Here is a 17444-nt window from a genome sequence, read left to right as displayed (position 1 = left end):
GTCTCTCCGGCTTTTCAGCGCCTAGCAGGGCCGGTCCTCCGACCCTTCCTCAATGTCCGAATATGGCTAGGCCGCAGGGTCGTCCGTTCGCTACCACCATATGGAGAGAGACTTTCCCGGCGCCGGATAAGAGAGGGAAGGGCGCTGATAGCGGAGATGAAAATGGCGGATAAGAACCGGGGGGTTGCCCTCGTTACGGGTGGTGGTCGCGGCATCGGCAAGGGCATTGCCGAACGCCTGCTCGCTGATGGGATGACGGTCGTAATCTGTGGCCGGAGCGAGCCTGCCGAATTGCCGAGTGCGGATGGCCGCACGGCCGAGTTCGAGGCCTGCGATGTACGCTCGGCTGAGGAAGTGAACGCTATGTTCGATCGCATCTATGCGCGCCACGGCCGGTTCGATCTTGCGGTGAACAATGCGGGCGGTTCGCCCGAAACTGACGCCGCCACCGCATCGCCGCGTTTTTCCGAACGCATCCTCCAGCTCAACCTGCTCGGGCCGCTTCATGTGGCACAGGCGGCGAACCGGATCATGCAGACGCAGGACGAGGGCGGCAGCATCGTCAACATCGCCAGCGTTTCCGGCGCGCGCCCGTCGCCGGGCACTGCGGTGTACGGCGCGGCGAAGGCGGGCTTGCTCAGCCTCACCCAGTCGCTCGCGATGGAATGGGGCCCCAAGGTCCGCATCAACGCGATCATCGTTGGGCTGGTGGCGACCGAGGCCGCAGAGGAACATTATGGTGGTGAGGACGGCATGAAGCGCATCGGCGCGATGCTGCCGCTCGGCCGCATGGCGCGCCCCAAGGATATCGCCGACGTCGTCAGCTTCCTTGCCTCGGACGATTCTGCCTATGTCAGCGGCGCGCAGATCGCCGTGCATGGCGGCGGCGAACGTCCGCTGTTCCTCAGCCTCGCACAGGGCTGATTGCGACGCTGATCGATCGGATCAGGGAACCGGGCTGGGGCGCGGCGGGCTGCTCCCCAGTTCGCGCTGGCGGATGACGCGCAGATAGCCGTCGACCAGCGCCTGGTTCACCTGGTCCCAGCCATAGCGATCGCTCGAAGCACGTCCGGCCTCGCCGGCGTGGATGCGCGCCTCGCGGTTCTGGCAATAATATTGGAGCGCGTCGGCAAAGTCCGAGATCGCACCGGGGCGGATCAGCTTGCCCGTAACGCCGTCGGTGACCAGGCTTTCGCTGCCCGTCGCGCGTGCTGCCACCACCGGCAGGTGAGCGGCCATGGCTTCCAGCGTGACATTGCCAAAGGTTTCGGTGACCGACGGGTTGAACAGCATGTCCATCGAGGCAACGGCGCGGCCCAGATCGGGGCCCGCCTGAAAGCCAACGAAAGTGGCTGATGGCAGCCGATCGGTGAACCATTCGCGCGCAGGGCCTTCGCCCACGATCAGCACGCGGTGCTTCACGCCGCGCTTGGTGAGCGCGTCGATCGTGTCGGAAAACACGTCGAGGCCCTTTTCCATCACCAGTCGGCCGACAAAGCCGATCACCGCCTCGTCATCGGCAATGCCCAGGCTCCGGCGCCATTCCATGTCGCGGCGGCCGGGATTGAAGATTTCCTGATCGATGCCGCGCGTCCAGATGCCGACATCATAGTTCATCCGCTGCTCGCGCAGCAGCTGCGCCATCGAATCGGACGGGGCAAAGATCGCGTCGCAGCGGCGATAGAAACGGCGCAGGCATGCCACGGCCAGCGGCTCCAGAAAAGCAAGGCCGTAATAGCGCAAATAGGTCTCGAAGCGGGTGTGGACCGAGGCCACCACCGGCGTCTTCCACTTGCGCGCCAGCGTCACGGCGCGGTGGCCGAGTATCTCCGGGCTCGACACATGAAAGATATTGGGCGCAAACGCCTTGATGTCGCGCTTCACTGAGGGCGGGATCATCATCGGCGCGCGGTATTCGGCGCGGCCGGGGATCGCGAACGCCGGTACACCGACAAGATCGCCGGTCGGCGGGAAAGCCGGATTTTCAACGACCGGGGCATAGACGCGCACCTGCGCGCCTTGCTTCAGCAAATAGCCGACGAGCCGATTGAGCGCCTGGTTGGCACCATCGCGTACATAGTTATAGTTACCGCTGAACAGGGCGATGCGAAGGTCGGAAGCTTCCATAAGCGCACAGCCGATAACGGCTTCGACCGTGAATTTCCACCGGCAACGCCCATCAACCGCAATCAATCGTCAACTGTGGCCGAATGGAACCACCTTGTTGTCGACATCATGCCCGATATCGGCGGTTCCGAGCCAGGCGATGCCCGATTTGGCGCACCAATGCGCGACGATCTCGTCGATCTCATAGCCGAAGGGGCGGTCATTCTCGATCACGTCGCTTACCCGGCCAAGCCGGATTCCGGCAACGCGCCGGATGTCGCGGTTGCTGGTGATGTGGAACAGCGCCCGGTCGACGCGATAGAGATGCTCCGCAACCTCCTCCAGCATCAGCACATGGCCAGACAGGTCAGGCTGCAGCGGCGTGCCGATCAGATGGCTCAGGATGATCATGTTGAACGCGGCTGATGGCGCGGCGAGGGCATTGGGTTCGACGGCATTGCTGTCCCCCTCGACCAGCCAGTTCAGCGCGCGGTCGACGGCGGCATCGCCACCCTTTCGGCGGATATCGGCGGGCATCGGGCCATGCGCGACATGTTCGAACCCTTGCGCGTACAGCCCGCCCAGCAGATTTCCAGCGTCGCTATAGCCAAGCCAGCTCTTGGCGCGCGCGGTGCTTTCCATTTGTGCCAGCGCATCCTCGGCAATTCGTCCCGAGCCATAACCGCCGCGCGCGCACCAGATCGCGTCGATGGCCGGATCGTTCGCCATTTCGACAAGCGCCGACAGGCGCTCATGATCCTCGCCCGCGAAATGACCGTGGGACAGGAAGCATTGCGGATGAAAAACGAGCTCGGGGGCGTCGTCTCCGTAGAGCGCCAGGGCCCGCGCATTGACCGCAGTCACCACCGCATCGTCGATTGGGCAACTGGGGGCGACGATGCCGATCCGTCTCGATTTCACGTCACTCATCCCCGCGCGCTTGCCGATTGAAGGAAAAGCGTCAATAGCCCGAGCTTATGAGCAAGACCAAAAGCTATTTCTTCTGTGGCGTTGGTGGCAGCGGGATGCTGCCGCTCGCCTGCATCGTGAAGGCGCGCGGGCACGCGGTCGGGGGCTCGGATCGCTCGCTCGATCAGGGGCGGATCGCGGCAAAGTTCGATTTTCTACGCGGTCTCGGAATTGCTCTTTATCCACAGGATGGCAGCGGGCTCACTAGCGCGGAGCAGGTACTCGTCACCTCGGCCGCGGTAGAAAACACGATTCCCGATGTGGTGAAGGCCAACGCACTCGGCGCGCCGATGATGCGCCGCGCCAATCTGCTTGCCGAACTGTTCAACGATGCCCCCACCAGCATCGGCGTCGCGGGCACCAGCGGCAAGTCCACGGTCACCGGTATGATCGGCTGGATACTGCACAGCGCGGGGCTGCGTCCTACCGTGATGAACGGCGCGGTGATGAAGAATTTCGTCACCCCCGATGCGCCCTTCGCCAGCGCGCTCGTCGGCGGGGCGGAGTATTTTGTCAGCGAAGTTGATGAAAGCGACGGCTCGATCGCGCTTTACCGCCCGCGCATCGCCGTGCTCAACAATATTTCCCACGATCACAAGTCGATGGAGGAACTGCGCAGCCTGTTCGGGGACTTTATCGGCAAGGCCGATCATGCCGTGCTCAATCTCGACAATGACGAGGTTGCCCGCCTTGCCGACACGCTGCCGTCCGAACGCGTAATCAGCTACGGCCTCGGCCGTAGCGATGCCGATCTGTGCGCGGTCGATATTGTCGCTTTGCCCGATGGCATCCGCTTCGGCGTGGTCGAAAAGGCAAATGGCGCGCGTACCAGCGTTTCCTTGCGGGTCCCCGGCCGCCACAATGCCTCGAACGCGCTCGCTGCGCTGGCCGCTGCACGGGCCTGCGGGCTTTCGCTTGACGTTGCGGCCGAGGCACTGGGCGGCTTTGCCGGCCTGTCGCGCCGCATGGAAATCGCCGGAACCGCAAACGACATCACCGTGATCGACGATTTCGGGCACAACCCCGACAAGATCGCCGCCACGCTGTCGACGCTTCACGATTTTCCCGGCCGTCTCCTCGTGATGTTCCAGCCGCACGGCTATGGCCCGCTGCGGACGATGAAGGACGAACTCATCGCCTGCCTCGTCGGCAACATGGCGGCTGACGATGTGCTCATCATGCCCGATCCCGTCTATTTCGGCGGCACGACCGACGGGAGCGTGGGGACCGAGGGCATCATCGCGGGCGTCGCGGCGGCGGGGCGTCAGGCGGAGCATGTCGCCGAGCGCGCCGATGCGGGCAAAAGACTGGTCGAACTGGCGCGATCGGGGGACCGGATCGTCGTGATGGGCGCGCGCGACGACACCTTGTCCGAATTCGCCGCCTCGATCGTGGCAGCGCTGCAGCTGTAACGATCAACGTGTCTGGAAATCGGGGGCGCGACTTCCTAACTCCTTGATCAGACCAATTGAAAGGATGCCCGAATGCCTCAAGCCCGTTATGCGATCATTCCCCATGGCAATCAGTGGATGATCAATATCGACGGCAAGAATTACGGGCCCTATTCGACGCAGAGCGCGGCGCTGCGTGACGCGGTCGATACCGCGCAAAAGGCGGGTGTCGGTGGTTTCGAGGCGCAGGTTCTGGTGCAGGAAGGCGATGGCCGTTTCCGCACCCAATGGACCTATGGCACCGATCCCTATCCGCCCGCCGGCTGATCGGCTCCGGGGGCCTCGTACAATCTGGGGCAACCATCACAAAAACTGCCGCAGCCCTCTTTTTTCGAAAAGCGCCGCGGGTTTGATACCTGACGGCGCAACTGCCGATAGGGGCGGCTGTTCCATATCGCGCTGAGCGGCGTTTCGAAGATATTGCCAACTCCGCGTGGATCCTCGCCCGCGGCATATTGGCGCCCCACGCGCCACAGACAGCAGGGGATCACCGTTCCGTCGAACCGGATCACCGTGCTGCTATAGGGCCATAGGCAGCGCGGCACCGGGCGCAGTGGCCGGGCAGGGGGCGGCGGCGCATCCCCCGGATCATCGTCGACGACATTGTAGAATGACCCGTCGGGATTTTTGTGGAGCCCCGAATAGGTAGTAAACTTGTCCGCGCCCAGATCGAGCGCGATCTGTTGCACGCGCTCGCGTTCGTCGGGCGCGTGGTGCGGAAAGCGCAGATGCTGCACCTCGACAAAGGGATGCGCGCGACCAGTCTCGCGCTTCACCTGCGCCACCATGGCAAGATTGGCGAGAACGAAATCGAGCCGCCCGCGCACGCGCGTCGCAGAATAGCTTTCCTGCGTCGCGCCGTCGACCGCCACGGTGATGTGGCTGAGGCCCGATTCCACCAGGCTACGGATGCGCGCCAGCGACAGCTTATAGCTGAAATGGGTGGTGATATGGACGGCGAGCCCCGCCGCCCGCGCCATCCGGATCATCGCGTCGAGATCTGGGTGGATCAGCGGATCGCCATAATAATAAAGGCTCACCGCCACCGCTCGCCCGCGCAACTGATCGATGATCCGGCCATATTGCGCCAGCGACATCCGGTCGGTCTTGGCAAAGCGTTGTGCGGCAAGCAGCGGCTTGTCACGGCCTTCGGGAACGGCGTGCAGGCAGTGCGTGCACGCAAGGCTGCACTGGGGCGATATGTCGATCTTGACCACCGAGGGCAAAGGCGCCGCGCGTTCCGCATGCGTCGCAAAAGCCAGGACATTGCGGGCCAGGTTGCTCAGTTGAGAGAGTGACAGCCGCTCCTGCATCCACAGCCGCCGCCGGCGAATGCCTTTCAGCGTCGCCTTGATACGCAGATAGCTGGGTGATGCGGCAATGCTGGCTATGATTTCCCCCTGTCGCTTGGCCCTGTCTCTGGCTCGGTGCGGGTGGGCCATCCTAGCCGGGAAGGGCAGGCGGGGGCGGGGCTTTAGGGGGTAGATCCGAAAATCAGGGAACTCTGCCCGTTGGGGTTATGCACGTCGGCAGGGGGCAAAAGAAAACCCCGCAGGCCGGGCTGGCCTGCGGGGTGATTTCTCTTGGCCCGGATGGGCAGGGGCTTATGCCTCTGCGCCGTCCTCGCCATTGGTGTCGGCCACCACGGCGGCCAGCGGGTCGTTGCCGGTATCGGCTTCAACGGGCTGACGCAGCTCGGCTTCATGCTCTTCGGCTGCCGATGCCGGGGCGATCAGGCTGGCCTGCCATGCACGCTGCGAGGCGCGCAGGGCGGCATCGCGGCTGGAAGCGGCCACGCGGAGGCGGTTCATGCCCGCGCCGGTACCGGCAGGGATGAGGCGACCCACGATGACGTTTTCCTTCAGACCCATGAGCAGGTCCTTCTTGCCCTGCACCGAGGCTTCGGTGAGCACGCGCGTGGTTTCCTGGAACGACGCCGCCGAGATGAAGCTGCGGGTCTGCAGCGACGCCTTGGTGATGCCGAGCAGGATGGGCTTGCCCTGTGCCTTCTGCTGGTTCGGAGCGAGCTTGTCGTTGATCTCGTCCATTTCCTCGCGGTCCACCTGCTCGCCGGCGAGCAGGGTGGTGTCGCCGCCATCGGTGATCTCAACCTTCTGCAGCATCTGACGAACGATCGTCTCGATGTGCTTGTCGTTGATCTTCACACCCTGCAGTCGGTAGACTTCCTGGATTTCCGACACGAGATATTCGGCAAGAGGCTCGATGCCGAGCACTTCCAGAATGTCGTGCGGATCGGGCGAACCGCCGATCAGGTTGTCGCCACGCTTCACGTAGTCGCCTTCCTGAACGTCGATCACCTTCGACTTCGGGATCAGATATTCCACGACCTCGCCGCCGTCCTCGGGCTGGATACCGATTTTGCGCTTGGCCTTGTAATCCTTGCCGAAGACGACGCGGCCCGAGACTTTCGCGATGATCGCGTTTTCCTTGGGCTTGCGGGCTTCGAACAGCTCGGCCACGCGCGGCAGACCACCGGTAATGTCGCGGGTCTTGGCGGCTTCGCGGCTGGCGCGGGCCAGCACGTCACCGGCATGGACTTCCGCACCGTCTTCAACCGAAAGCGTGGTGCCCGGCGTCAGCATGTAACGGCCGGCCTCGCCCGAGTTTCCATCGAGCAGGGTCAGGCGCGGACGAAGATCTTCCTTCGAACGCGTCGGCGCACGATATTCGGTCACCACGCGCTGCGCGATGCCGGTCGCTTCGTCGGTCTGTTCGGTCAGCGTCTTGCCGTCGAGCAGGTCCTGATACTTCACGACACCCGGGTTTTCCGTGATCACCGGCATGGTGAACGGATCCCACTCGGCCAGACGATCGCCCTTGGTCACCGTAGCGCCGTCCTCGACCAGGACATAGGCACCATAAGGCAGACGGTGGACGGCGCGTTCACGGCCTTCCGCGTCGATGATCGCCAGTTCGCCCGAACGCGCCAGAACCACGCGGCGGTCGCGCTTGTCGACGATCACGCGAAGATCGCGATACTCGACCGAACCGTCGCTCACGGCTTCGAGGTTGGACTGTTCGTTCAGCTGTGCCGCGCCGCCGATGTGGAAGGTACGCATGGTCAGCTGCGTGCCCGGTTCACCGATCGACTGTGCCGCGATGACGCCAACGGCTTCGCCGATGTTCACCGGCGTACCGCGGGCCAGGTCACGGCCATAGCACTTGCCGCACACGCCCTGCTTGCTCTCGCAAACGAGCGGGCTGCGGATCTTCACCGCCTGCGTGCCGATCGCTTCGATCTGCGCGATCATCGGTTCGTCCAGCAGCGTGCCGATCGGGATCACGATCTCGTTGGTCTTGCTGTCGACGATATCTTCGGCGGTGGTACGGCCGAGGATACGCTCGCCAAGCGACGCGATGGTCGAACCGCCCTGGACGATCGCCTTCATTTCGAGGGCGCGGGTGGTGCCGCAATCCTCTTCGATGACGACGCAATCCTGGCTGACGTCGACGAGACGACGGGTCAGGTAACCCGAGTTCGCCGTCTTCAGTGCGGTATCGGCCAGACCCTTACGGGCACCGTGGGTCGAGTTGAAGTATTCAAGAACGGTCAGACCTTCCTTGAAGTTCGAGATGATCGGCGTTTCGATGATCTCGCCCGACGGCTTGGCCATAAGGCCGCGCATACCGGCCAGCTGCTTGATCTGCGCGGCGCTACCACGCGCACCGGAGTGCGCCATCATGTAGATCGCGTTGATCGGCTTTTCGCGGCCGGTTTCCTCGTCGCGCTTAACAGCCTGGATTTCCTTCATCATCGCCGCAGCAACCTGATCACCGCAACGCGACCACGCGTCGATGACCTTGTTGTACTTTTCCTGCTGCGTGATCAGGCCGTCCTGATACTGCTGCTCGTAATCCTTCACGAGCGTGCGGGTTTCCTCGACCAGATCTTCCTTGGCGGCGGGGATGACCATGTCGTCCTTGCCGAAGGAAATGCCGGCCTTGAATGCGTGGCGGAAGCCGAGCGCCATGATGCCGTCGGCGAACAGCACGGTCTCCTTCTGACCCGTGTGACGATAGACTTCGTCGATGACGTCGCCGATGTCCTTCTTGGTCAGCAGGCGGTTGACCGTTTCGAACGGCACCTTGTGGCTCTTCGGCAGACATTCGCCGAGCAGCATGCGGCCCGGGGTCGTCTCATAGCGCTTCAGATAGGTGTTGCCGTCCGCATCGGTCTGCGGAACGCGGCTGATCACCTTGGTGTGCAGCGTCACCGCGCCGGCGTGCAGTGCCTGATGCACTTCGGCCATGTCGGCGAGCAGCATGCCTTCGCCCGGTTCCTTCTCCTTCATGATCGAAAGATAATAGAGACCCAGCACCATGTCCTGCGACGGAACGATGATCGGCTTGCCGTTTGCGGGCGACAGGATGTTGTTGGTCGACATCATCAGCACGCGCGCTTCCAGCTGAGCTTCCAGCGAGAGCGGGACGTGGACGGCCATCTGGTCACCGTCGAAGTCGGCGTTGAATGCCGAGCAGACGAGCGGGTGGAGCTGGATCGCCTTGCCTTCGATGAGGACAGGCTCGAACGCCTGGATGCCCAGACGGTGAAGCGTGGGCGCGCGGTTCAGCAGAACCGGGTGCTCGCGGATCACTTCGTCAAGGATGTCCCAGACTTCCTTGCGCTCCTTCTCGACCCACTTCTTGGCCTGCTTCAGGGTCATCGACAGACCCTTGGCGTCAAGGCGGGCATAGATGAACGGCTTGAACAGTTCGAGCGCCATCTTCTTGGGCAGACCGCACTGGTGCAGCTTCAGTTCGGGACCGGTCACGATGACCGAACGGCCCGAATAGTCGACGCGCTTACCGAGAAGGTTCTGACGGAAGCGACCCTGCTTGCCCTTGAGCATGTCGGACAGCGACTTCAGAGGACGCTTGTTCGCACCGGTGATGGTGCGGCCGCGGCGGCCGTTGTCGAACAGGGCGTCGACCGATTCCTGAAGCATGCGCTTTTCGTTGCGGACGATGATGTCCGGCGCGCGCAGTTCCATCAGGCGCTTCAGGCGGTTGTTACGGTTGATGACGCGGCGATACAGGTCGTTCAGGTCCGACGTCGCGAAGCGGCCACCGTCCAGCGGAACCAGCGGGCGCAGTTCGGGCGGAATGACGGGGACGACTTCAAGGATCATCCATTCGGGACGGTTGCCCGAATCGATGAAGCTTTCGACGACCTTCAGACGCTTGATGATCTTCTTGGGCTTCAGTTCGGACTTGGTTTCGGCCAGGTCCTTCAAAAGCACTTCACGCTCGCCCTCGAGGTCGAGGTTTTCGAGCATGATGCGGACCGCTTCTGCGCCGATGCCGGCGGAGAAGGCGTCTTCGCCATACTCATCCTGCGCGTCGAGCAGTTCGTCTTCGGTCAGAAGCTGATACTTCTCAAGCGGGGTCAGGCCCGGCTCGATAACGATATAGGCTTCGAAATACAGGACGCGTTCCAGCTGCTTCAGCTGCATGTCGAGCAGCAGGCCGATGCGCGACGGCAGCGACTTCAGGAACCAGATATGCGCAACCGGCGCGGCCAGTTCGATATGGCCCATGCGTTCGCGACGGACCTTCGAAACGGTCACTTCCACGCCGCACTTTTCGCAGACGATGCCCTTGTACTTCATGCGCTTGTACTTGCCGCACAAGCATTCGTAATCCTTGATCGGGCCAAAGATGCGCGCGCAGAACAGGCCGTCACGCTCGGGCTTGAACGTGCGGTAGTTGATCGTTTCCGGCTTTTTGATTTCGCCGAACGACCAGCTGCGAATGCGGTCGGGCGAAGCGATCCCGATCTGTATCTGGTCGAAGGTTTCCGGTTTGGCCATCGGATTGGCGAAATTGGTCAGTTCGTTCATTTTCTCTTCCCTCTGGAGGGCAAATCTCTGGCGGGGCGGCTGGCGGGCCCGGTGCGGTCAGCACCTGGCCCGGGCAGGATCACTCCGCGGCCTCGGCAACGTCGCCATCGTCCTGGTCGGTGACCGACGACAGCTCGATGTTGAGACCCAGCGAGCGCATTTCCTTGACGAGCACGTTGAAGCTCTCGGGAATGCCGGCTTCGAAGGTGTCGTCGCCCTTGACGATCGCTTCGTAAACCTTGGTACGGCCGACCACGTCGTCGGACTTGACCGTGAGCATTTCCTGCAGCGTGTACGCGGCACCGTAAGCCTGGAGCGCCCAGACTTCCATTTCCCCGAAGCGCTGGCCGCCGAACTGCGCCTTACCACCCAGCGGCTGCTGGGTGACGAGCGAGTAGGGCCCGATCGAACGTGCGTGGATCTTGTCGTCAACAAGGTGGTGGAGCTTCAGCATGTAGATGATGCCCACGGTCACCTTGCGGTCGAACGCGTCACCCGTACGGCCGTCGAACAGCGTCGACTGGCCCGAGGTGTCGAGACCCGCCAGTTCCAGCATGTCCGAAACATCGGCTTCGCGCGCGCCGTCGAACACGGGGGTGCCCATCGGCACACCGGTGCGGACATTGTGCACCAGCTCGGCCACCTGGTCGGGCGTCCGGGCTTCGATGTCGTCGGCATAATGGTCGCCATAGATCGCCTTCAGGCGGTCCTTGACGGCGGCGGGCATTTCGCCTGCCTGCGCATTGGGGTTGGCTTCGCGCCAATCTTCCAGCGCGCTCGCCACCTGCATGCCCAGGTTGCGGGCTGCCCAGCCAAGATGCGTTTCGAAGATCTGACCGACGTTCATACGCGAAGGCACGCCCAGCGGGTTCAGAACGAGGTCGACCGGCGTACCGTCTTCAAGGAACGGCATGTCTTCGACGGGGAGGATGCGCGAGATGACACCCTTGTTCCCGTGGCGACCTGCCATCTTGTCGCCCGGCTGCAGCTTGCGCTTCACCGCGACGAACACCTTGACCATCTTGAGAACGCCCGGGGGCAGTTCGTCACCGCGCTCGAGCTTCTCGCGACGGTCTTCGAACTTCTCGTTGATGACCTTGACGGCATCGTCATACTGCGCCTTGACGGCTTCGAGATCGGCCTGACGCTTGTCGTCCTGAACGGCGAACTTCCACCATTCATGCTTCTCGACTTCGTCGAGCAGCTCCGGCGTGATCTCGGTGCCCTTCTTGATGCCCTTCGGAGCGGCGGTCGCCACCTGATCGAGGAGCATTTCGCGCAGGCGCGACCAGGTGGCACGGTTCAGAATGCCGCGTTCGTCGTCGGCGTCCTTCTTCAGGCGCTCGATTTCCTCGCGCTCGATAGCCATCGCGCGCTCGTCCTTGTCGATGCCGTGACGGTTGAAGACGCGGACTTCGACAACGGTACCGGCGACGCCCGGGGGCAGGCGGAGCGAGGTGTCGCGCACGTCGCTGGCCTTTTCACCGAAGATCGCGCGGAGCAGCTTTTCTTCCGGCGTCATCGGGCTTTCGCCCTTCGGCGTGATCTTGCCGACGAGGATATCGCCCGGCTCGACTTCGGCGCCGATGTACACGATGCCCGCCTCGTCGAGGTTGCGCAGGGCTTCCTCGCCGACGTTCGGGATATCGCGCGTGATGTCTTCCGGCCCGAGCTTCGTGTCGCGCGCCATCACTTCGAATTCCTCGATATGGATCGAGGTGAAGACGTCGTCTTTCACGATGCGTTCGGAAATGAGGATGGAGTCCTCATAGTTGTAGCCGTTCCAGGGCATGAACGCGACGAGCGAGTTGCGGCCGAGGGCGAGTTCGCCCAGTTCGGTCGACGGGCCGTCAGCGATGATGTCGCCCGCGTTCACCGGATCGCCCACCTTCACCAGCGGACGCTGGTTGATGCAGGTGTTCTGGTTCGAACGCTGGAACTTCATCAGCGTGTAGATGTCGACGCCCGACTTGCCGGCTTCGACATCACCCGTTGCGCGGACGACGATACGGGTCGCGTCGACCTGGTCGACGATGCCCGCACGCTTGGCGGCGATCGCTGCGCCCGAATCGCGGGCCACGGTTTCTTCCATGCCGGTGCCGACGAAGGGCGCTTCCGCCTTCACCAGCGGCACGGCCTGACGCTGCATGTTCGAGCCCATGAGCGCGCGGTTGGCGTCATCGTTTTCCAGGAACGGAATGAGCGATGCTGCAACCGAGACGAGCTGCTTGGGGCTGACGTCCATCAGCGTGATGTGATCGCGCGGCGCCATGAGAAATTCGCCGGCTTCACGCGCCGAGATCAGTTCCTCGACGAAGCTGTTGTCAGCGTTCAGTTCGGCGTTCGCCTGTGCAATCGTGTGCTTGGCTTCTTCCATCGCCGACAGATAGACGACGTCGGTCGTCACCTTGCCGTCCACGACCTTGCGGTACGGGGTTTCGATGAAGCCGTACTTGTTGACGCGGCTGAACGACGCCAGCGAGTTGATCAGACCGATGTTCGGGCCTTCCGGCGTTTCAATCGGGCAGATACGGCCATAATGGGTCGGGTGAACGTCGCGGACTTCGAAGCCTGCGCGTTCGCGGGTCAGACCGCCCGGCCCAAGTGCCGAAACGCGGCGCTTGTGGGTGACTTCCGACAGCGGGTTTGTCTGGTCCATGAACTGCGACAGCTGCGACGAGCCGAAGAATTCACGCACCGCGGCCACGGCCGGCTTCGCGTTGATCAGGTCGTTCGGCATCACGGTCGACACGTCGACCGAACTCATGCGCTCCTTCACCGCGCGTTCCATGCGCAGCAGACCGACACGGTACTGGTTTTCAAGCAGTTCGCCCACCGAACGCACGCGGCGGTTACCGAGATTGTCGATGTCGTCGATTTCGCCCTTGCCGTCCTTCAGGTCGACGAGGGTCTTCACCACGGCCAGAATGTCTTCCGAACGCAGCGTCGTCACCGTGTCCTCGCAGTCGAGGTCAAGGCGCATGTTCAGCTTGACGCGGCCCACGGCCGACAGGTCGTAGCGCTCGGGGTCGAAGAACAGGCCAGCAAACAGCGCTTCGGCGGTTTCGCGCGTCGGCGGTTCGCCGGGGCGCATGACGCGGTAGATATCGGCGAGCGCGTGGTCGCGGTCTTCGGCCTTGTCTGCCTTCAGGGTGTTGCGGATCCAGGGACCGGTGTTGACATGGTCGATGTCGAGCAGTTCGAGCTTCTCGATGCCGGCCTTGTCCAGCTTTTCCAGATTTTCGGGCGAAACTTCGTCGCCGGCTTCGATATAGATCTCACCGGTGGTTTCGTTGATCAGGTCGAACGCCGAATAGCGGCCGAAGATTTCCTCGGTCGGGATCAGCAGCTGCTCAAGGCCATCCTTGCCGGCCTTGTTGGCGGCGCGGGGGCTGATCTTCTGGCCGGCGGCGAAAACGACTTCGCCCGACTGCGCGTCGACGACGTCGAACGCGGGCTTCTGGCCGCGCCATTGTTCGGCGGCATAGGGGACAACCCAGCCATTTTCGCCACGAACGAAGGTGACCTTGTTGTAGAAGTGGCCGAGGATCTCTTCCGAATTCAGACCAAGCGCATAGAGCAGCGCCGTCACCGGCAGCTTGCGCTTGCGGTCGATACGGACGTTGACGATGTCCTTGGCGTCGAATTCGAAATCGAGCCACGAACCGCGATACGGAATGACGCGCGCGGCGAAGAGATACTTGCCCGAGGCGTGGGTCTTGCCGCGGTCATGGTCGAACAGAACACCCGGCGAACGGTGCATCTGCGACACGATGACGCGTTCGGTGCCGTTGATGAAGAAGGTGCCGTTCTCGGTCATGAGCGGCATGTCGCCCATGTACACGTCCTGCTCCTTGATATCGAGCACCGAACGGGTTTCGGTGTCCTGGTCGACTTCGAAAACGATCAGGCGCAGCGTGACGCGCATCGGCGCTGCATAGGTGATGCCGCGCTGGCGGCATTCTTCGACGTCGAACTTGGGGTCTTCAAGCTCATAGTGCACGAAGTCGAGTTCGGCGGTGCCGGCGAAATCGCGGATCGGGAAGACCGAGCGAAGCGTCTTTTCCAGGCCCGAGACATAGCCCGTGCTGGAATCGGAACGAAGAAACTGTTCGTATGATTCGCGCTGAACCTCGATCAGGTTCGGCATCTGCACCACTTCGTGGATGTTGCCGAAGACCTTCCGGATGCGCTTCTTGACGGTCGCGGGTGCTTCCTTGGTCGCCATGTTGATTTTCGCCTCGTATTCAAGAATTCAGGCGCGCAAAACGCCGAAAGCCGCGCGCCTTCCCGCCTGGAAGGCCGCAGCTTCAGCGTCACTGGAACCCCAATCGCTCCATACGTACGATGCACTGCGCGACGGCACATCATTTCCCGAACGATTGTGGTGATCGACCGGATATAGGCTGTGGCTGGTTCCGTGTCAAAGGGGAAGGAAGGGGCTCAGCCAGCCTTTCCGGCAAGCCCGGCACCACGGATCACGGCCTCGATCTCGTCGGGCTCATATGACACTTGGCCGTCGAGGATCAGCATTGCGAGCCCATGCACCAGCGACCAGGCGTGGAGCGCGGCGGTGCGATGGGCGGCGTCGGGCAGATCGGCCGGTATCAGCCGGGCAATGTCCTCACGCAGACCGCGCATCGCGCGGCCCACCTTGTCCGGCGCGGCATCGAGCAGGCTGATCGAAGCGGCCGAGGCAAAGATCAGCCGGAACAGCGCGGGGTTTTCCGCCGCAAAGCGCACATAAGTGGCGCCCGAGGCGACAAATCCGTCGGGGCCGCCGCCCGCACGGTCGCTGGCCGCGCGCTGCATCTCGCCCAGCTGCTCCATCCCCTCGGCCGCCAGCGCCGAAAGCAGCGCCTGCTTGTCGGGAAAGTGGCGATAGACCGCAGTGGCGCTTACGCCGACTCGGCGGGCCACTTCGCGCAGGGAAAGGGCGTCGGCGGTATGTTCGGCAAGCAATTCAAGGCCCGAAGCGATCAGCGCCGCGCGCAAATCGCCGTGATGATAGGGCCTTATCGGTTCAATGTTGACGCTGTTACCATTTCTTGTCATGTTTTCACTGTAAACATTGCATGGAGCAAAAGCCATCCATGCGGAATGTCAGGAGAGCGATATGCCCAACAGCATTGAAAGCACGATCCGGTCTGCCGTTGGAAAAGGCCTTGGCATGGTGGCGGAGTTCAATCGGGGCCGCATGGCCGCACCCGATCGCCCGCATCCGTATCTCACTGGCATCCACCGCCCGATGACGACGGAGGAAAGCCTTTCGGATCTGGTGGTGGAGGGGGCTATTCCGCCCGAACTCGATGGCCGCTATCTGCGCATCGGGCCCAATCCGGTCACGCCGCCCAATCCGGCCGATTATCACTGGTTCACCGGCGATGGCATGGCGCACGGCATTCGCATCGCGGGGGGGCGCGCCGCGTGGTATCGCAATCGCTGGATCCGCTCGAATGCCGTCAGCGATGCACTGGGTGAGCCGCGCGCGTCGGGCTCCCGTAATCCCCGGACGGATACCGCCAATACCAATATCATCGGCCATGCCGGGCGCACCTGGGCGATTGTCGAGGCGGGCGGCTATCCGGTCGAACTCTCCGACGGGCTCGATACGGTCGCGCACAATCCGTTCGGCGGTACGCTCACCACCGCCTTTTCTGCGCATCCCCACCGCGATCCGGCCACCGGCGATCTCCACGCCATCTGCTATGACGCGCCCGTCATGGACACGGTCTGGCACGTCGTCGTCGATCCGGCGGGGCATGTCGTCCGGCAGGAAGCGATCGCCGTCGAACATGGGCCAAGCATACATGACTGCGCGATTACCGAACACTATGTGCTGGTCTTCGATCTGCCCGTTACTTTCTCGATGAAGGCGATGCTCGGCGGTCGGCGTTTCCCCTATCAGTGGAACCCCGCGCACCGTGCGCGTGTCGGGTTGTGCCCGCGCACCGGCCGCGGCGCCGACACCATCTGGTGCGATGTCGATCCCTGCTATGTCTTCCATCCGGGCAATGCGTTCGAACGCGCGGACGGGTGTGTCATCGTCGATGTCGTCGCGCACGATACCATGTTTGCGCAAAGCGTCTTTGGCCCAGATTCCCCCGCGTCGCGGCTTGAGCGCTGGACGATCGATCCGGTGGCGGGGGCGGTCACCCGCGCGGTGCTCCACGAGCATCCGCAGGAATTTCCGCGTTTCGATGAACGGCAGACGGGCAGGCCCTATAAATGGCTCTATTCGGTCGCGCTGCCGCAGGATGGCCGGGGCGAGCTATCGATCTCGGACACGCGGCTCTTCCGTCATGATGTCGAGGCGGCGAAAACTGATATTCGTGATTGCGGCCCCGGTCGCCATCCGGGCGAGTTCGTCTTCGTGCCGCGTTCAGGCGAAGCCGCAGAGGGGGATGGCTGGCTGATCGGGATGGTCGTCGATCTGCCCGGTGAGCGGACCGAGCTTCAGATCCTCGATGCCGGTGATTTCACGGGGGCGCCGGTCGCGGTTATCCACATTCCGCACCGCATTCCGCCGGGGTTTCACGGCAATTGGGTGCCGGGCGGGCTCTGAGCCCAAAAGAAAAGGGCGGCGCCGAAGCACCGCCCTTCCTTTTCGATCGGGTTGGCCGGGGCCAACCACGCGGATCGCGAACTTACTTGAGTTCGACGGTCGCGCCAGCTTCTTCGAGCTGCTTCTTGATCTTTTCGGCTTCGTCCTTGTTGACGCCTTCCTTGACAGCCTTCGGAGCGCCTTCGACGAGTGCCTTGGCTTCCGTCAGGCCGAGACCGGTGATGGCGCGGACTTCCTTGATGACGTTGATCTTCTTGCCGCCGTCGTTGACGAGAACGACGTCGAAGTCGGTCTTTTCTTCAGCTGCGGGAGCAGCGGCACCGGCGGGAGCTGCAACTGCAACTGCTGCGGCGGCCGAAACGCCCCACTTTTCTTCGAGGAGCTTCGAGAGCTCAGCTGCTTCGAGAACGGTAAGAGCCGAAAGGTCTTCAACGATCTGGTTAAGGTCTGCCATGATGTAATCTCCAATTGGGGCTGTGCCCCGAAAGTTTC

Annotated in this window: 11 protein-coding genes; 4 read left to right on the top strand and 7 right to left on the bottom strand. The window is 62.8% G+C overall.

Annotation, left to right across the window (positions count from 1 at the left end; genetic code table 11):
• Window positions 1-162: 162 nt before the first annotated feature.
• The gene (locus tag QYC26_RS04215) at window positions 163-924 is read left to right on the top strand and encodes an SDR family oxidoreductase (RefSeq protein ID WP_317514144.1); all 762 of its coding nucleotides are present in this window, start codon (window positions 163-165) and stop codon (window positions 922-924) included.
• 21 nt (window positions 925-945) lie between these two features.
• On the opposite strand, the gene QYC26_RS04210 is transcribed toward QYC26_RS04215, so the two are convergent.
• Complete coding sequence (locus QYC26_RS04210; protein ID WP_317514143.1) at window positions 946-2127, bottom strand: glycosyltransferase family 1 protein; 1182 nt, start codon at window positions 2125-2127, stop codon at window positions 946-948.
• A 69-nt stretch (window positions 2128-2196) separates the two neighbouring features.
• Window positions 2197-3036, bottom strand: a complete 840-nt coding sequence (locus tag QYC26_RS04205; RefSeq protein ID WP_317514142.1) for an LD-carboxypeptidase — start codon at window positions 3034-3036, stop codon at window positions 2197-2199.
• Window positions 3037-3083: 47 nt separating this feature from the next.
• Here QYC26_RS04205 and QYC26_RS04200 point away from each other — a divergent pair, with 47 nt between their 5' ends.
• Window positions 3084-4487, top strand: coding sequence for a Mur ligase family protein (locus QYC26_RS04200; protein WP_317514141.1), 1404 nt, complete (start codon window positions 3084-3086; stop codon window positions 4485-4487).
• 72 nt (window positions 4488-4559) lie between these two features.
• The gene (locus QYC26_RS04195; RefSeq protein WP_317514140.1) at window positions 4560-4793 is read left to right on the top strand and encodes a DUF2188 domain-containing protein; all 234 of its coding nucleotides are present in this window, start codon (window positions 4560-4562) and stop codon (window positions 4791-4793) included.
• Here the strand turns inward: QYC26_RS04195 and QYC26_RS04190 are convergent.
• The 4 genes from QYC26_RS04190 to QYC26_RS04175 all read right to left on the bottom strand — a co-directional run bounded on the left by QYC26_RS04190 (window position 4775) and on the right by QYC26_RS04175 (window position 15442).
• Window positions 4775-5839: a radical SAM protein gene (locus QYC26_RS04190; RefSeq protein ID WP_317514139.1), complete on the bottom strand. Its 1065-nt coding sequence runs from the start codon at window positions 5837-5839 to the stop codon at window positions 4775-4777. The genes QYC26_RS04195 and QYC26_RS04190 overlap by 19 nt on opposite strands.
• Before the next feature lie 291 nt (window positions 5840-6130).
• Window positions 6131-10387, bottom strand: coding sequence for a DNA-directed RNA polymerase subunit beta' (gene rpoC, locus QYC26_RS04185; protein WP_317514138.1), 4257 nt, complete (start codon window positions 10385-10387; stop codon window positions 6131-6133).
• Window positions 10388-10466: 79 nt separating this feature from the next.
• Entirely contained in the window at window positions 10467-14615 is a 4149-nt protein-coding gene (gene rpoB / locus QYC26_RS04180) for a DNA-directed RNA polymerase subunit beta (protein ID WP_317514137.1), read from the bottom strand.
• A gap of 215 nt (window positions 14616-14830) precedes the next feature.
• Window positions 14831-15442 carry a TetR/AcrR family transcriptional regulator gene (locus QYC26_RS04175; RefSeq protein WP_317514136.1) on the bottom strand — a complete coding sequence of 204 codons (612 nt, stop codon included), beginning with the start codon at window positions 15440-15442 and terminating at the stop codon, window positions 14831-14833.
• A 61-nt stretch (window positions 15443-15503) separates the two neighbouring features.
• Here QYC26_RS04175 and QYC26_RS04170 point away from each other — a divergent pair, with 61 nt between their 5' ends.
• Window positions 15504-16952 (top strand): carotenoid oxygenase family protein, encoded by a 1449-nt coding sequence (locus tag QYC26_RS04170; protein WP_317514135.1) that lies wholly within the window; start codon window positions 15504-15506, stop codon window positions 16950-16952.
• 82 nt (window positions 16953-17034) lie between these two features.
• Here QYC26_RS04170 and rplL read toward each other — a convergent pair whose 3' ends face one another.
• Complete coding sequence (rplL, locus tag QYC26_RS04165; protein WP_317514134.1) at window positions 17035-17406, bottom strand: 50S ribosomal protein L7/L12; 372 nt, start codon at window positions 17404-17406, stop codon at window positions 17035-17037.
• Between the last annotated feature and the right edge of the window lie 38 nt (window positions 17407-17444).

It is taken from the genome of Sphingomonas sp. C3-2, from assembly GCF_033025475.1.
Classification (GTDB): domain Bacteria; phylum Pseudomonadota; class Alphaproteobacteria; order Sphingomonadales; family Sphingomonadaceae; genus Sphingobium_A.
The sequence above is the reverse complement of the archived record's forward strand: the minus strand, read 5'-3'. Positions and strand labels throughout refer to the sequence as shown.

What these genes read in the sequence shown, in the direction of transcription:
- QYC26_RS04170 (WP_317514135.1), top strand. Translation starts at nt 15,504, where the DNA reads ATGCCCAACAGCATTGAAAGCACGATCCGGTCTGCCGTTGGAAAAGGC.
- QYC26_RS04215 (WP_317514144.1), top strand. Translation starts at nt 163, where the DNA reads ATGGCGGATAAGAACCGGGGGGTTGCCCTCGTTACGGGTGGTGGTCGC.
- QYC26_RS04175 (WP_317514136.1), bottom strand. Translation starts at nt 15,442, where the DNA reads ATGACAAGAAATGGTAACAGCGTCAACATTGAACCGATAAGGCCCTAT.
- QYC26_RS04195 (WP_317514140.1), top strand. Translation starts at nt 4,560, where the DNA reads ATGCCTCAAGCCCGTTATGCGATCATTCCCCATGGCAATCAGTGGATG.
- QYC26_RS04190 (WP_317514139.1), bottom strand. Translation starts at nt 5,839, where the DNA reads ATGCAGGAGCGGCTGTCACTCTCTCAACTGAGCAACCTGGCCCGCAAT.
- QYC26_RS04200 (WP_317514141.1), top strand. Translation starts at nt 3,084, where the DNA reads ATGAGCAAGACCAAAAGCTATTTCTTCTGTGGCGTTGGTGGCAGCGGG.
- QYC26_RS04205 (WP_317514142.1), bottom strand. Translation starts at nt 3,036, where the DNA reads ATGAGTGACGTGAAATCGAGACGGATCGGCATCGTCGCCCCCAGTTGC.
- rpoB (WP_317514137.1), bottom strand. Translation starts at nt 14,615, where the DNA reads ATGGCGACCAAGGAAGCACCCGCGACCGTCAAGAAGCGCATCCGGAAG.
- rplL (WP_317514134.1), bottom strand. Translation starts at nt 17,406, where the DNA reads ATGGCAGACCTTAACCAGATCGTTGAAGACCTTTCGGCTCTTACCGTT.
- QYC26_RS04210 (WP_317514143.1), bottom strand. Translation starts at nt 2,127, where the DNA reads ATGGAAGCTTCCGACCTTCGCATCGCCCTGTTCAGCGGTAACTATAAC.
- rpoC (WP_317514138.1), bottom strand. Translation starts at nt 10,387, where the DNA reads ATGAACGAACTGACCAATTTCGCCAATCCGATGGCCAAACCGGAAACC.